The sequence below is a fragment of the Parvularcula oceani genome (assembly GCF_000733125.1).
Classification (GTDB): domain Bacteria; phylum Pseudomonadota; class Alphaproteobacteria; order Caulobacterales; family Parvularculaceae; genus Parvularcula; species Parvularcula oceani.
The window spans coordinates 152,243-168,290 of sequence record NZ_JPHU01000006.1 but is presented as its reverse complement, the minus strand read 5'-3'; the positions used below and the strand labels follow the sequence as shown (position 1 = coordinate 168,290).

The following is a 16,048-nucleotide window of genomic DNA, read 5'->3' as shown; positions in this document are numbered from 1 at the left end:
GGGGCGGATGGAGGTCATCACCTATGGCGGCGGCGAGTTCATCCGCGACATGTTCAACGCCGTTGCGGCCGTCGTCGGCATGGGCGCCTTCGCCTCGGCCCTCAGGCTGTCCCTCGTCCTCGGCCTTCTCTTCGTCCTCTTCCAGACGGCCTTCTCGCTCAATTTCTGGACGACCATCCGCTGGTTCGTCACCAGCCTGATCATCTATCTCTGCCTTCTGGTTCCTAAGGTGGAGGTGCAGATCGCGGACCGGTTCGACCCCGGCCTGCCGGGCGCGACCGTGGCCAATGTGCCGCTCGGCCTTGCGCTTATTGCCAGCCTCACCACCACCGTCGGCGACCGCTTCACGGAAGTGACCGAGACCGCTTTCGTGCTCCCCACCGACCTCGAATATCAGGAGAACGGCTTCATCTACGGATCGAAGCTCTTCAAGGATTCGATGTCCTTCCGGGTGACCGACGCCACCTTCGGTCAGAACCTTTCGGGCTTCATCCGGACCTGCGTTTTCTATGACCTTCTCGAGCACCGCTATTCAGTGACCGATCTTCGGGAGACGGACGATCTCTGGACCTTTATCACCGTGACGCAGCCGCCGAACCTCGCCCGCTTCTATGAATATGTCACCGGCCCCGGCGCCACCGAAGTCAAATCCTGCGATGAGGCGGCGACGACCCTCGACGGCCTTTGGGCGGGGGAGGCGAACCGGATCGCGCAGATCTACGGCAAGCAGGTGGCGCCCAACCTCACCGAGGCAGCGGCGCAGGCGCTGATTCTCGGCTCCCTCGCCGAAGCCCATGACTTCTTCCTTGGCTCTGCCCGGTCGGCCTCGGACCAGATTCGTCAGGCGACCCTTGGCAATCTCATCGACAAGGCGGTGCGCGATCAGGGGGCGGAGCTTGGTGCCGACGCACTGCTCGATGCCTATGGCCAGGCGCGCATGGAGAGCGAGATGGCGCACGCCATCCGGCAGGGCTCACGCCTCGCCGAACGCTTCGTGCCGCTCTTCCGGACCGTGGCCGAAGCGCTCTTCTACGGCCTCTTCCCGGTCCTCTTCCCGATCTTCCTGCTACCGTCGATCGGCGAGCGGTTCTTGAGGGGCTATGTCGGCGGCTTCGTCACCCTGATGGCCTGGGGGCCGATCTATGTGATCCTCCATCGGATCATGATGGGCACGGCAGGTTTTCGGTCGGCCGGCGCCGCCTACACGCCGACCTCGGGGGAGGCCATTACGCTGGTCACCCAGACGGGGATCGAGACCGTCCATTCCGACATCGCCATGATCGCGGGCTACATGACCCTGATGGTGCCCTTCGCCGCCGGCGCGCTCGGCCGCGGCGCGATGGCGTTTGCCGGGCTCAGCCAGAGCTTTCTGCACCCAGCGCAGATGGCAGCCCAGTCCGCCGCCCGCGAGACCTCCACCGGCAATATGAGCCTCGGCAATACGAGCTTCGACACCCACCGGTTCAACTCCGTGGACGGGAACCGGATGGCGACGTCGAGCTTCGTCGATACCGGCGAGGGGAGCTGGAACACCCCCGAAGGCGGCCGTATGCGGACGACTGCTGGCGCGGCGCGGGTCTATGATGGCATGGGCGCCATCTCCCGCGGCGCGACCCATGTCGACTATCAGGGCGGTCTCTCGACGGCGCTGCAATCGGAGGCAAGCTGGTCCCTCGAACAGCGTGATGCCGCCGCCAACCGGTCGAGCGAGGCCCGCACGGCACTCGCCCACAATGTCGCCGACCTCACCTGGCAGATGAGCGAGGGCCGAAGTTTCGAGGACGTGACCGGTTATGGTCAGGACACTCGCATGGCGGAATCCGCCAGCAAGCTCCTCACCAATGCCAGCCGGTTCGCCGAGCGCTTCGCCGAGGGCAAGGACACGCGCATGGCCATGGAGGCCTATATCGCGGCCTCCGCCAGCAAGGGGGTGAGCGTGCCGCTTTTGGGCTCCGCCAAGGTCGAAGCGGGCGGAAAGGCCTCCGCCGCCTGGGAAGCACGCCGTTCGGAAATCTACGAGGCCGCGCGGGAAGCCGTCCGCACCGATGGCAGTCAGGACACATACGATGATGTGGTCTCAACTTTCGAACGGGGCTCGTCCTCGGAAAGCGGGCAGGAGACCAATGCCTGGCGTGAGGCCTTCGCCGCGAACCTCCAGGAATCACAGACCGCCAGCAGAGACCTCGAACACTACCAGGCCCGGTCCGATGCCGCCCGAAACCTCGCAAGCCATATCGAACGCGAAGGCTCCGGCTTCACCGCGAATTGGGACAATGCCTTTCTCAACCACATGGCTTCGCAAGACCGTGGCGACCGACATGTCATTGGCGTCAATGAGGCGGCACGTCGCTGGACCAGTGGGGACCTCGCCGATCGGATGTGGGTGGAAGCCGAAGCGCGCAGCTTCATTGAGGATCAGGCCGCCCATCTTCTCGATCGGCCGGAGCTCAGCGAGTTCCGCATGCCGGAGGGTCCCGGTGAAAACCCCTCAGACTTCGAGGCGATTGATCAGGCGGGTGCTGAGTATCGATCCCAGGCAGACGCGCAATCCGACGTAGGCTTTGACGCCGCTCGTGCCGAGCAGATCGAAGGCACCGCCTATTGGACGGGCCAGCGACACGAGCAGAGCGTTGCGGCCATGCGGGGCGATGACGAAGAACTCGCTCGGCTGCGCAAACTGACGGTTCAGTCGCGCGTTCAGGACAGCCGCGATGCCGAATGGGACGAGTTCGCGAGGCAGGATCCGGATGAGATGCCAGAGAACGAAGCGAACATCTGGCGGAAGGCGAAACGGTTTCCGGGGGCCGGAAGCGCGCCGGTGGATGGTGCGCGACAGCGAGATGATACCTCGTTCCGTGGTGAGGAGCGGATGCCAGACAACCAGCCATTCGGCACCAGTTCCCACTTCGAGACCGGCGAACAGCGCCTTGATGATCGGTGACTATTGCTCCGAAGCAATCTCTGTGGCGAGTTTCAGTGCGGTTCGGTGCGATTGCAGAACGGCCGAAGCGATGTGGGAGAAGAAGAGGTAACCAAGGGCAAATGGGATAGCGGCTGCAAGCCAGAGAAACCATTCGCTATCGAAGGAGTAGGCCGCAGCAAACACGAACGCACCGAAGATCGAAACGATGACACCGGCCGCTGATCCAATTCGAAGGCCTTGCGTGAGGCAAACCCAAAGAATTCCAAACTTCGCGGTTTTCGCATTCCATGCGTAGACGCCGTCGAGCGTTTGCTCGATTTCAATTTGGTGCGCCGTCGAGAATTGGCGGCCGTGTTGAAAGTTATTCTGGGGCATCGACTATATTGTAGCGCAGTCGCTGGCCAGACGCACCTCCTGCCTGCACATCGAGTCTCAGTCTGGACTATCCAAAAGCGGTCACGCTGAAGGTCATCAGCCTGATCGGCAGCGATGCCTAGTTTTTGCGCTCGGTGCTGCGTACCAAACCTCTGTCGGGTTGGGCATCGCGAGGGGAAGTCTAGCGACGAAACCAAGGACTTCGCGCGTAGGGTTTATGTTGAGGACGGCAAAATCATGAGGCACTGCTCCGGGGGCGGCGCTCGCGGCGCGACGGAGCCGCTGAGTGGGGCGACTAAGGTTGCGTTCCGCGCCCGACGTCAAGACTTGCTCTCTGCACGAGAATCGCCGCACCCGCATATGTTGGGAAAACGCCGGTTGGCCACATCCGCGACTCGCTCTATACGTTCTCTATCTGTTCTTTGATCAGCGAGGTCCGCCATGGGCGTTTTTGAACGAGTAGGGGTCTACTTTTGGCCAGTCGGCACAGCCGACAGCACCACCATTGTCGTCGACGACGCGGTGACGATGCAGGTCGACTTGCATCATATGATCGCGGCGGAGGGGGATGGCGACGACGCGACACCGATTGTCGACATCCTAGTTGACGAGTTGCCGCGGCGGGACGGCAAACCCTATTTGTCCGCTTTCGCCCTCACACATCCGGACAAGGATCATATTCTCGGATTTGCCGACCTTCTCGAGCGCGTAACGATCGGAGAGCTCTGGTTCACGCCCCGTGTCTTTCGTGAGCATCAAGAAGAACTCTGCGACGACGCTGTGGCTTTCCGCGAAGAAGCGCGCCGGCGGGTCGCAGTCACGATCAAGGCCGACGGCGATCCCGGGTCGGGCGATCGGGTGCAGCTTTTTGGTTATGACGAGCTGCTGGACGAGGAAAGGTACAAGGGGTTTCCCCGTGAGCTCCTGACGATTCCAGGCAACGCGGTGACGCGGATCGATGGCGAGGACCGCAACGATGCGTTCTATGCGTTCATCCACGCCCCGTTCAAAGATGATGGTGCGGCCGAACGCAACGAAACGTCACTTGCCATGCGGGTGGTGCTTGGCGGCGATCCGCAGGCGCCGGGCGTCTTGTTGCTCGGCGACGTCAGCTATCCGACGCTTAGACGCATTGTCGATGAATCAAAAGCGCATGGCAACGAAATCGAGCTTCACTGGGCGGCGCTTCTGTCGCCACACCATTGTAGCAAATCGGCGATGTATCAGAAGGAGGGCGACAAGCTCGTCCTGAAGCGCGACATTCTCGAGGATCTGGAAGCGGCCCAGGCGGAAGGGGGGCGAATTATCGCGAGCAGTCGTCCGGTCCCAGCGAGCAATCAAGTCGGCGATAATCCTCCGCATGCTAAGGCGAAGGCGCGTTACCAAGAGATCACAGACGGCGGGTTTCTGTGCACCCATGAAGATGGCGCCGTCGGCGAGCCCCTTGTTTTCGTTGTGGGGACCCAAGGCGGACTGACCTATGAAGGTCTGTCTACGGTCGCGGCGACCGATCCTGTCGACAACGCGATCATCGAGGCGAGAGGAAGTGATGAGCCGCCGACGGACAAGGTCGGGTTCGGGCGATGACGCTGTCGCGCGGGCAGCGCCTCGCGCTCGGTCATATGGAAGCGATCGAGGCTGCGTCTGACGGCGCGGTCGACGTCGAGGCCAATCCGCCGACGATCGAGGGAGGGACACTTACGCTCACGGTCGGGATGCGGACGGATGGCTGTGCTTGGAAAGAGGGCGGGGTCCGGCTTCGTCAGCGCGAAAGCGTTGAATTCCTGATCCCGGCATCCTTTCCATTGTCGCCACCTACCGTTCGGACCCCTCATAAAAGATTCGCCAAACTCCACCACGTTCAGTGGAGCCGACAGATCTGCCTCTATCTGTCCCCCGAGGCGGAGTTCAATCCGAGCGACGGCATGTTCGGCGTGTTTCAGCGCTGGCGTGACTGGCTAAAGGCGGCCGCTGCAGGCGAACTCGATCCGGCCGATCTGCCGCTGCATCCGCCGGCCGTTTATGAGACCGCGGACGAGCGCTTCGTCTTTTATGCCGACGCGCCGGGGGCGCCCTCGAGTGCGGTCTGGCTGGGAACGGCCTTCGCCGAGCGCCCCTACGACAAGCTGGGCCGGTATTCCGTGCGTCGTTGGGGCGACATCGCTGATGACGCGGCAGAGAATGAGATTGCTCTGCCGGCGATTTTGATGCCGACCGTCTTCACGTTCGAATATCCGACCACGGCGCGCGAACTTGTCTTGGCACTCGTCGGAGGCGGTCTACGCCTCGGTGCGCTCATCGCCATGATCCAGGTCTATGGTCGAAGCCACGCCGAAGGGGCGCCCATGTATCTGGTCGTCGGCGCCCCCATGCGCCGGAAAGCGGAAGGCGCGCCGCTTCGCTTCCATCTCACCGTTTGGAAACTCGATGGCGCGTTCATGGACGATCTTGTCGCAAGGCTCGGAGCCGAGACCGACGAGAAGACCGCCGATGACACTTTCATTGAGTGGGTGGCGTCGGCCCCGGCCGTCTGGTGCCGGGTGTTCGATGTCCGGCCGGAGGTGACCGAGCCGCGCGACAAGCGCGCCCCGAGCGCATGGCTGCGCGGCAAGTCTGTTTTGCTTCTGGGCTGCGGCGCGCTTGGCGGGCCCGTTGCGGAAGCCGTGGTGCGGGCCGGCGCGGCCAAGCTCGATCTTCTGGACAAGGGGATCGTCAAGCCTGGGCTCCTCGTCCGCCAGATGTATGACGACCGATGGGTGGGATACGGCAAAGCCTTAGCCACCCAGCGAAAACTTGAGCGCATCGGTCTTGGAACCGAAGTCCGCAGCTTTTCCGATGCGATCATAGGCGGACCGCCGGCGGGTCTCAAATGGTACGATTATGATCTCATCATCGACGCGACAGCGTCGACGCGTGTGCGTTTCACTCTGGAAGCCGGCCTGTCGGCCGGCGGGCCGCCCTTGATCTCGATGGTGGTGGGAGCTTCGGCAACGCGCGGTCTGGTGACGGTGCGCGGCGCCGAATTCCCGGGCGGTCCCTTGACGCTCGACCGGTCCGCATACGGCGCGCTGACGCGCTCGCCGGGGGGGCTGGTGTTTCGTGATGAGTTCTTTCCGAAACAGGCCGCAGGTGAATTGTTTTTTCCTGAACCAGGCTGTTCGGACCCAACCTTTACTGGCGGCTATGTCGATGTGGCGGGGTTGAGCATGACGCTTTTCCAGCATGCGTTAGCGTTTCTCTCGAAAGATCCTCACCGCCAGGGGTTCTCCGCCGCGGTACCGTTCGCGTCCTCGTCACGATCGATCTTGGCGTTCCTCCCGCCGCCAAGCGTGCAGACGGATGGTCGGAGCGGCTTTCGGATTTGCGTCTCGCGGACTGCGCAAGCTTTGATAGATGCCATCCTCAAACGCGATGCGCGCCGCTTGGGAGCGGGTGTGGAAACCGGCGGGCTGTTGTTCGGCGCAATCGATGAGGTCGCGAACACGGTTTGGATCGACCAGGCCTTCGGCCCGCCGCCGGACTCTGACCAATCGCCATCAGGGTTCGTTTGCGGCACCGAGGGGGTTCACGAACTCGCCGCCAAGGTCGTAGACGACAGCGGGGGGCGGACCTCGTTCGTCGGCATGTGGCACTCGCATCCAGTGTCCGCCGGATCGCCGAGCGAGACTGATATGGCTGCGATGATCAAGACATTGGCGCTCGCCGATGCGGCGCCGCGCTTCAGCGTCATGGGCATTGTCGGCCATGCGGCGTCCCAGCCCGACTTGCGATGTTTTGTCTTTTCCCGCGCCGAGATGCGCAAACTGGCTGTGACACTATGAGCGAGTTTCGGATCGGGCTGGCCTTGTCCGGTGGCGGCGCGCGCGCGATGGCTTTCCATTTGGGTTGCCTGCGCGCGCTTCACGACAGAGGGGTGCTCGGTCGCGTCAGCGTCCTTTCTTCGGTTTCCGGCGGGAGCGTCCTCGCTGCCCTCTGGGCCTATTGGGATGATGATTTTGAAACGTTCGAACAGCGTGTCCGGCAAGTGTTGGGGAAGGGATTTGTCCGCGGGATCAGGCGCAGCGTGTTGTGGTCTGCTGAGACGCCAAGAATCCTGTCGACGATGCTATTTGCTGGCATACCGGCATTATCGATCCGGACTCTGCAGATCGTTTACGGCGTCCTCGGCGGCGTCGGTTTGCAACCCCCTTTTGGCGAGCGCGTCGCTAGGCTGACGCCGCCCTTCAGGCGGCGCGCGAGCCGCACCACGGCGTTCGTGCGGCATCTTGAACAGAATGTGTTCCTCGGGCGGAGCGTTGCGGACGTCGCTCGGCCGGACTTGACAGTGGTTTTCAACGCGACGGAGCTGCGCACGCTGTCGGCGTTTCGCTACGCGTCTTTCGGGACGCGTAGCTGGCGCTACGGGGACGTCGCCGAACGCGATTTCAGTGTCGGAGAAGCGGTCGCCGCTTCGGCTGCGTTCCCGTTGTTGCTGCCCTCGCTCGATGAAGAGCTCGTTTTTCTGAAGGACGGCGAGCGACGGGCCCACCGGGTCGTGATCACCGATGGCGGCGTCTACGACAATTTAGGGATCCAGCCGCTCCTTCCAGGTCGTGACCGCCGCGTCAGCGGGCCGTCGACCTCGGTCGACTTCATCATCTGTTGTAATGCGGGCGAAGGGCTCGCATCGGGCGATAGTATACCGTACACGTTTTTGTCGCGGCTACGCGCCAGTTTTCTGGCAGTTCACCGCCGTCAGGAGAACCTGTCGCAAAATCTGTTGCACCGGATGGCGGCTTCAGGGGAGTTGAGTGGTTTTCTTTTGCCCTATCTCGGGCAGCAGGACAGCCGCTTGAAGTTCGCGCCCGCCGATCTGGTGCCGCGCGAGGATGTGGCCGACTACCCGGTGGATTTCAGCGCGATGCCCGAGGCGTACATCGACGCCCTCAGCCGGCGCGGCGAGCAGGTCACGCACGCGGTTATTGAAGAGCATCGTCCGGAGCTCTGAACGGAGGATGCGAACTGCGCCCTTTCTGGGTCAGAGGAAGATCACCGGCTCGCGAAGGTGGCTATATCCGTAGGTCTGGTGTGGCCGTTAAACAGTTACGCTTCCCATTAGAGGCTTTGTAGACACAAGCCTGATGTCCGCCTCTGAGCCATTTCAGCCATCACGCAAGGGCCCGTAATAATTTCACCATCGCGAGCGTGTCTCTTTGGCAGTAGGCCTTCAAGGCATCGCCAATCGCGGATCTTTCCAAATCGCTCAGCCCACCCTCGACCCCCCGCATATAAGCGACTTGAGCGTTCGTGCCGTCTTTCACTTCGAGGTCTGCATAACCGAGCTGCGGACAGACCGTTGGCAGAACGGCCTTGATCGACCAGCTGCCACGTTGATCGCGATGATAATAGTGGTTCCGGACGATCGGAAGGAGGTCAACGACGCGGTCATGTAGCGCCATCAATTCGTCGCTCAGGTCACTGAACGCTAGCGCCAATGATTTGATGCACAGCTTCTCGAAGCTTGCGGAGTAGGCGACGACCGACCCCGTAGCGACCTCCGGGGCGCAAAGACTATCAACCAGCGCCTCAGAGCAGGCGCGACGGGGATCCTCTCCCGAGAGGTCGAGAAATTCATGGTGGCCGACCGTGCCGTCAGTCTGAAGAATGTGGTTCGAGAATTGGAACGGGATCTGCGCGTAGGCCCGCGTGCCAATCCAACGCGGCGCGGCGAACTGGATGGTCTCGAAGTCAAGGAAGTGCAGAGGATACCGCCAGGAGGCAATCTTGGCCTTGATCGCATCGGCATCGTGAAACGGCACGCCGGACACCGTCGCCTGGTGGACGCGATCCAGGACCGGATTGTCGAAGTGCCCAACCGGAACCTTCAGGAGATCATCCAAACCCTCTTCTGCGAGCTTGGCAGCTGCTTTCTTGCCGTTGACATTCGGGAGGAGACTGGTCGCCCATTCGGGTGGCGGGGGCAGGGCGGAGGCGCATCGTTCCTGAAACGGACAATCGTAGGGGCTCGTACAATGATCGCCCATGTCGCGCGCCGGTTCGTCCCGGTCCAATAGATTGAACGCAGCAGCAATAGCGGATGCTCGCCCTTCGATCAGGTCGTCCATGCCGTCGATCTCGGAGCGATCAGCAAAGAGCCCGTCGTATCGACCCTCAGTCTCGAGAACAAAGGTGTTGTCGATATGCCATATGCTGACGCGCCCGATCGGTAGCCCGGCTCCGCGCGCGACATAGACCTGCGTGGCAAGATCCTGCGCGTAGTGATCTTTGACGCTCGTGGCGCTCTTCACCTCAATCAGGTGCCATGAACCATCCTGGAGCGGCGCGAGAATATCGACCCGGACGTAGGTGTCGTCGGACAGGAACGCCGCCTCGAAGATCGGGACGCGAGGGTCGGACGCGAGGCATTGTTGTGTCTTCGCCAGCGCCTCATCGCGGGGTAGGGAGGGCTGAACCAACACGCCGTCCGGCAACAGCGAGCGTGCGATGGCCCCGACCCGTTCGCCTTCCGCCTTGCGGAGGCCGCCCTGCGGGTCGTCCCGATCCGGCGCTCCCTCATTCACCTCCAGCCACAGCCGTTTTGGACATTGATCGTACGCCGCGATCAGCGATTTGGTCAGCTGCACAGGTCCCCTCCTGCCTATTCCTTCCCCAACCCAATCCTGACCGGGCAACTCTCGGCTGTCCACGGGCAATGACTCGCGTTACTCATGCCGGGTTTTGATTGAAAATGGCGTATCTTAGATGACGGACCGGCTGACTGACTTGATCCTTGCGAACATCCCCGAGGATGGCTCGTCCATCGGGAATGGCGCGCTGATGGCGTTGCTGAGGGAGCAACTGCCGGACCTGACGGACGAGGATTATGAGGTGGCACGCGACGCGCTGATCGACGACGGCGTGCTGGCAAAGGGTCGGGGGCGCGGCGGCTCGGTCTATCGCGCCGATGTCGAGGATCTGGAGCTCGAACCGACCGAAGAGCCTGCGCCAAAAGCCGCCACGAAGAAGAAGGCGACCAAGAAGAAACCCGCCAAAAAGTCCGGTGAGCCGACGCAGGTCCTGTCCTACCGCCACGATAATACGCGGGTGAACAACCCGGAGGTCGGCATGGTCCATGCTGATACCGACCGGGATGGCGAGAGGACGCGCTGGGCCTATGACCCGCACCTCGACCCCGTGCTGAACTTCGACCATGCGCGGGCAGGGATCGAGCGCCTGATCGATGATGCCCTTGAAAGCGGTGACGCGGACCGGATGCGGGACGCGCTGTCAGAACTCAAACGCCTGCAGCAGCCCTATCTCAACTGGACGGGCAAGGCGGAGAAGACGAGCTTTGAGGTCGATACCGTCTCCCTCCATGTGCATGAGCGGGTGGATCCCGCGACCATCCTTGCGAACGCGGCCAAGCGGCTGAAAGGGAAGGGTGCGGCCCATGCGTGGCAGCAGGCGGACATGTTCGCCGCGCCGTTCGAAAACCTGCCTCTGCGCCAGGCGCTGGATTTCTATTCCCATGAAAAGGGGTGGTCGAATCGTCTGGTCGCGGGGGACTCCCTCCTGGTCATGAACTCCCTCCTGACGAAGGAGAGCATGGGCGGAAAGGTCCAGATGATCTATATCGATCCTCCGTACGGGATCAAGTATGGGTCGAATTTTCAGCCGTTCACGAACAAACGGGATGTGAAGGACCGATCGGATCAGGACCTGACCCAGGAACCGGAGATGATCAAGGCGTTCCGCGATACTTGGGAATTGGGGATCCACTCCTACCTGACCTATCTCCGAGACAGACTGGTTCTGGCGCGGGAGCTGCTGACCGAGAGCGGGTCGGTGTTCGTACAGATATCCGATGAAAATGTGCACAGAGTGCGGGCCATCCTCGATGAGGTGTTTGGTTCGGACAATTCGATTACCGAGATCGCGTTCCGAACGACTTCGAGTCTGGGTGGGGATTTTATCGGCAAGAGTTTCGACTACTTGCTTTGGTACGGACGCGACAAGGCCAAGACAAAGTCGCACGACCTGTTTTCACCAAGGGGCATCGAGCACGACGTGGGCGGACGCTACACACGCTGCCAATTCGACGACTACTCCCGTCGGACAATGTCAAAGTCGGAAAAAGCCGATCCAAATTCGCTGCCCGAAGGAAGTCGGGTCTATCGACACGATAACCTTAAATCGCAGAGCGGGTCAGACGCCGCTGATTTTCCAATCCTGCATCAGGGTGTGACCTTCCATTCCGGAAAAGGTTTTTGGAAGACCAACGCTTTAGGGATCAGCCGCTTGGAACGCTCGTGGCGTTTAGCTGCACCAACCCAGAACTCTGTGAGCTATGTTCGCTTTATCGATGATTTTCCGTATACTGGGCTCGCGAATGTCTGGGGCGACACCCAAACCGGCGCGTTCACATCCAGCAAGGATTATGTCGTTCAGACAAATGAGAAGGTCATCGAACGCTGCCTACTGATGACTACCGATCCCGGCGATCTGGTGCTCGATCCCACCTGTGGCTCCGGCACCACCGCCTTTGTCGCCGAGAAATGGGGGCGACGGTGGATCACCTGCGACACGTCCCGCGTGGCGATCACGCTGGCCAAGCAGCGGCTGATGACGGCCAGCTTCGACTACTACACCCTGCGCTATCCCCATGAGGGGCTGAAGGGCGGCTTCGACTACCAAACCGTGCCGCATATCACGCTGAAGTCGATTGCCAACAACCCAGACATCGACACGATCTATACGGAGGACCATCCGATGATCGAAGCGGCACTGAAGGACCTGAACGCCGCGCTAACTCAATCCCCGCCCGGCCCGTTCAAACCTTCCCAGGGCGTCCGCAAGGGCAAGGCCGTGAGCTTCGCCAAGGGCGAAACGCTCCACGAATGGGAGGTGCCCTTCGACTGGCCAGAAGGGTGGCCGGAGGAAGCGCGCAAACCCTTTGACGGCTTCCACGCCGTTCGCCAGGCAATGCAGGCGCGGATGGACCAGTCCATCAGCGACCATGCGGAACAGGAAACCCTCTACGACAAACCAACGGTCGACAAGAACCGCTTGCGGATCACTGGCCCGTTCAGCGTCGAGGCGGTTCCGGCACCGACAGTCCTCTCCCTCGACGAGAACTTCGCACCGGAGGAAGCCGACGTGACCGTAGCCCGGTCCGGCGAAACCTCGCGCCAGGCCCTGTGGCGGGATGAACTCCTCAAAACCGGCGTCCGAGGCAAGGGCGGCGCGATGCTCAAATTCGCGGAATTCGAAGCCCTTCCGGGCACGCGCTATCTCCACGCCTCGGGTTCCATCGCTGACACCGGCGACCGGGCGGTGGTCAGCTTCGGCCCTGAACACGCAGCCCTCGAACAGCGCCAGGTTGAGGAAGCGCTGAACGAAGCCTACACCCTGATGCCGAAGCCGAAGTTCATCCTCTTCTGCGCCTTCACCTTCGACCCCGAAGCCGCGAAGGACATCGACGAGCTGAACGTCCCCGGCATCACCTTCCTCAAGGTGCAGATGAACACCGATCTGTTGACAGAGGACCTGAAGAAGAAGCGCGCGTCCAACGAAAGCTTCTGGCTGATGGGTCAGCCCGAGGTCGAGCTGCGCAAGCGCAAGGACGATCTGTGGGAAGTCGAGGTCCACGGCTTCGACTATTTCAATCCCAAGACGGGTGAGATCGAAAGCGGCGGCAAGAAGCAGATCGCCATGTGGTCGCTGGACACGGACTATGACCAGCGCTCCCTGATGCCGCACCAGGTCTTCTTCCCCATGGCCGATGCCAAGGCCGGTTGGAACCGCCTCAAGAAAACCATCCGCGCGGAACTCGACGAAGACCTGTTGGAGCAGTTCCACGGTACAGTGTCGCTGCCTTTCGAGGCGGGGGACAATAGGCGCGTCGCGGTGAAGATCGTCGATGATCGCGGGATTGAGTCGCTCAAGATCATCCCGCTCGAGGGCTGATCCATGTCCCTCATCATCAACACTCCTTATCAGTGCCCGGAGCAGCATTGGGTCGAAGGCAAGGGCGGGAAGCTCGAGATCAAGCCTGAGCGGCGCCCCGCGAGCTATGACGTCTTCGACGCCCGGAATAACACCAAGCGGACGGAAACCCTCGATCTCGTCAACACAATCCGCGAACGGGTCGATAAGTGGCGAGCCGACGGCTATCCCGGCGTTACCATTGTCACCCGAAAGCTGCTCGAGCACTGGCACGATGATGATGCCCGTCAGTACCCGTTCTATTTCTGTCAACTCGAAGCCATCGAGACGCTGATCTGGTGGGTCGAAGGGGCGGAGGCCTACAAGCAGGGCATCCATATCCCCACCGATGGCGGGGACTGGCAACGGCTCTGCAACAAGATGGCGACCGGCGCGGGCAAGACTACGGTGATGGCGATGATCATCACCTGGCAGGTTCTGAACGCGCTGACCTACCCGAAGCGCAACAAGGATTTCAGTAAGGCTGTCCTGATCATCGCCCCCGGATTGACGGTGAAGGGGCGCTTGCAGGTCCTGATCCCCACCGAGGGGAGTTACTACGACGAGTTCAACATGTGCCCGTCCGAGGCGCTGCGCTCGAAACTCAATCAGGCCGAGGTGCTGATCGAGAACTGGCACACGCTAATGCCTTTGAAGGACGTCACCCGTTCCGTGGTGAAGAAAGGGGCGGAGTCGGATGAAGCCTACTCCCGCCGCGTCCTGGGCAAGCTTTCGCCGCATAAGGATATTATCGTCATCAATGACGAGGCGCACCATGCCTATCGCAAGCCGCCGGAGCTGAAGATCAGCAAGAAGCAGGCAGCGGAGCAGGGGATCGACCTCGACGAGGCAACCCGATGGATCGAGGGCCTCGACCGCATCCACAAGACACGGCGTGTCCAGCGCTGCTTTGACCTTTCCGCGACACCTTTTGCCCCCACGGGGAAGAAGAGTACGGACACGGCTCTGTTCGACTGGATCGTCTCGGATTTCGGTTTGAACGACGCCATTGAGGCGGGTCTCGTGAAGACGCCCCGTGTCGTTGTGCGGGACGACGCCGTACCTGATGCGCGGACACTGCGATCCAAGCTCTATCACATTTATCGCGATCCCTCGGTCTCCGAAGACCTGAACCGCGCCGGGGCTGAGCCGCATGAAGCGCTGCCGAAGCTCGTCCAGGATGCCTACACGCTGCTTGGAGCCGATCGGCGCCAGCATAGGGAGGATTGGGAGAAGGCAGGCCATCACTCGCCGCCGCTGATGCTGACCGTCTGTAACCGGACGGAAACTGCCGCCCGCATCGAGCACTATTTCAACCAAGGCGACGCGCATTGGCCTGAACTCCAAGCGCCGGAGCGTACCTTGCGGGTCGACTCCAAGGTCCTGGACAAGGCGGAAGTCGGCGAGACCGCGACTTCCGACAAGGACTACGAGGCACGCCTTGCGGCCATCGTCGAGGCCGCGAATATCCCGGAAACGCGAAAGAAGGACCTCCTCAACCTGAAGAAGGAAGAGCTCCTTCGCGAGATGATCGACAATGTCGGCAAGCGCGGGGCCGCCGGGCAGGACCTTCAGAACGTGATCTCTGTGGCGATGCTTTCAGAAGGTTGGGACGCGAAGAACGTCACCCACATTATGGGGCTGAGGGCGTTCACCTCCCAGCTCCTCTGCGAACAGGTGGTGGGCCGTGGCCTGAGGCGCGTGTCCTATGACACGGACGATAACGGCTTGTTCCTGCCCGAGTATGTCAACGTTTTCGGCGTTCCGCTCTCGATATCCGAAACGAGCGATACCGGTGCCGCACCGCCATCGCCAAAGCCGACCACGCAGATAGAGGTGGTCCCTGAACGGGCCAACCTCGAAATCAAATGGCCGAATATCCTCCGAATCGAAACGGTGGTCACGCCACAGCTGCTCGTCGACTGGGGCCAGGTCCCGCCGTTGACGCTCGATCCGACGGCGACGCCCATCTCAGCGGACGTCGCCCCTGCGCTTGGCGGCGCCACCGATATGAGCAAGGTCTCCGCCATTGATCTCGAGCAGCTGCCGGATGGGTTCCGGCTACAGCGCCTCATCTTCCAGGCGGCGCGAAAATGCTTCGCAGAGTTGCGCCATAGTTTCCGGGGAACGGAGGACTATCTCGCCTCCCAGCTGGTCAGGCACATCGAGACGTTCCTCGGTTCTGACCTTCTCGATATCCCATCGCTCTTTCATTCGGATCCCCTAAGGCGACGCATCCTCATCGCCCTGAACATCGATCTTGTTGTTCAACACTTGATGCGACATGTGAACGAGCAGAACACGGAAAAACTTGCCCTGGTCTTCGATGAGGATGCGCCAATCGGTTCGACGGGGCATATGCGGACGTGGTACACGTCAAAACCGAACTTCCCGGCTGTCAAATCCCATATCAGCCATCTCGTTGGCGACTCATCTTGGGAGGGGTATGCCGCGAACCTCTTCGAGAAGGACTCCGCGGTCGTCAGCTTCGCGAAAAACGACCATCTCGGCTTTCAGGTGCATTACATGTGGGGCGGCTCGCGGCGCCGGTACCTACCCGACTTCTTGGTGCGTTTGACAAATGGGCGGACCCTTGCCCTTGAAATCAAGGGAAAGGACAGTCCACAGAATAAAGCGAAGCGGGATGCTCTCGACCTTTGGGTCAGAGCGGTCAATCAAGCCAGCGGCTTCGGGCGCTGGTCATGGGATGTGGCTTTCGCGCCCAGTGAGATCAGCGAAATCATCGCCAAGCATACATAATAGCGATGGCGATGAGGCTTTGGGTTG

General features: G+C 61.4%; 8 protein-coding genes. 6 read left to right on the top strand and 2 right to left on the bottom strand.

Annotated elements, in window-relative coordinates:
- Positions 1-7 precede the first annotated feature (7 nt).
- Complete coding sequence (locus tag IE88_RS17305) at positions 8-2,941, top strand: conjugal transfer protein TraG N-terminal domain-containing protein (RefSeq protein WP_051881740.1); 2,934 nt, start codon at positions 8-10, stop codon at positions 2,939-2,941.
- Here the strand turns inward: IE88_RS17305 and IE88_RS0108650 are convergent, their stop codons facing one another.
- Positions 2,942-3,298, bottom strand: coding sequence for a hypothetical protein (locus IE88_RS0108650; RefSeq protein ID WP_031553084.1), 357 nt, complete (start codon positions 3,296-3,298; stop codon positions 2,942-2,944).
- 441 nt (positions 3,299-3,739) lie between these two features.
- Between IE88_RS0108650 and IE88_RS0108645 the strand changes: the two genes are divergently transcribed.
- Genes IE88_RS0108645 through IE88_RS0108635 form a run of 3 tightly spaced genes read left to right on the top strand, consistent with a single transcriptional unit; the run spans position 3,740 to position 8,285 of the window.
- A complete protein-coding gene (locus IE88_RS0108645) occupies positions 3,740-4,885 on the top strand; it encodes a ComEC/Rec2 family competence protein (RefSeq protein ID WP_031553081.1) in 1,146 nt (381 codons plus the stop codon).
- Positions 4,882-7,119, top strand: a complete 2,238-nt coding sequence (locus IE88_RS0108640) for a ThiF family adenylyltransferase (RefSeq protein ID WP_031553078.1) — start codon at positions 4,882-4,884, stop codon at positions 7,117-7,119. The genes IE88_RS0108645 and IE88_RS0108640 overlap by 4 nt, the downstream gene beginning before the upstream one ends.
- Positions 7,116-8,285: a patatin-like phospholipase family protein gene (locus IE88_RS0108635; RefSeq protein ID WP_031553075.1), complete on the top strand. Its 1,170-nt coding sequence runs from the start codon at positions 7,116-7,118 to the stop codon at positions 8,283-8,285. The genes IE88_RS0108640 and IE88_RS0108635 overlap by 4 nt, the downstream gene beginning before the upstream one ends.
- Positions 8,286-8,445: 160 nt before the next feature.
- On the opposite strand, the gene IE88_RS0108630 is transcribed toward IE88_RS0108635, so the two are convergent.
- Complete coding sequence (locus tag IE88_RS0108630; RefSeq protein WP_031553072.1) at positions 8,446-9,921, bottom strand: DUF2779 domain-containing protein; 1,476 nt, start codon at positions 9,919-9,921, stop codon at positions 8,446-8,448.
- 118 nt (positions 9,922-10,039) lie between these two features.
- On the opposite strand from IE88_RS0108630, the gene IE88_RS0108625 reads away from it, so the two are divergent.
- On the top strand, positions 10,040-13,243 hold the full coding sequence (locus IE88_RS0108625; protein WP_031553070.1) for a site-specific DNA-methyltransferase: 3,204 nt from the start codon (positions 10,040-10,042) through the stop codon (positions 13,241-13,243).
- Between the two features lie 3 nt (positions 13,244-13,246).
- Positions 13,247-16,021 (top strand): BPTD_3080 family restriction endonuclease, encoded by a 2,775-nt coding sequence (locus IE88_RS0108620; protein WP_031553066.1) that lies wholly within the window; start codon positions 13,247-13,249, stop codon positions 16,019-16,021.
- Positions 16,022-16,048 lie beyond the last annotated feature (27 nt).

Excerpts from the sequence above, each read along its gene's own strand:
- IE88_RS0108645 (WP_031553081.1), top strand. The coding sequence starts at position 3,740 with ATGGGCGTTTTTGAACGAGTAGGGGTCTACTTTTGGCCAGTCGGCACA.
- IE88_RS0108640 (WP_031553078.1), top strand. The coding sequence starts at position 4,882 with ATGACGCTGTCGCGCGGGCAGCGCCTCGCGCTCGGTCATATGGAAGCG.
- IE88_RS0108650 (WP_031553084.1), bottom strand. The coding sequence starts at position 3,298 with ATGCCCCAGAATAACTTTCAACACGGCCGCCAATTCTCGACGGCGCAC.
- IE88_RS0108625 (WP_031553070.1), top strand. The coding sequence starts at position 10,040 with ATGACGGACCGGCTGACTGACTTGATCCTTGCGAACATCCCCGAGGAT.
- IE88_RS17305 (WP_051881740.1), top strand. The coding sequence starts at position 8 with ATGGAGGTCATCACCTATGGCGGCGGCGAGTTCATCCGCGACATGTTC.
- IE88_RS0108620 (WP_031553066.1), top strand. The coding sequence starts at position 13,247 with ATGTCCCTCATCATCAACACTCCTTATCAGTGCCCGGAGCAGCATTGG.
- IE88_RS0108635 (WP_031553075.1), top strand. The coding sequence starts at position 7,116 with ATGAGCGAGTTTCGGATCGGGCTGGCCTTGTCCGGTGGCGGCGCGCGC.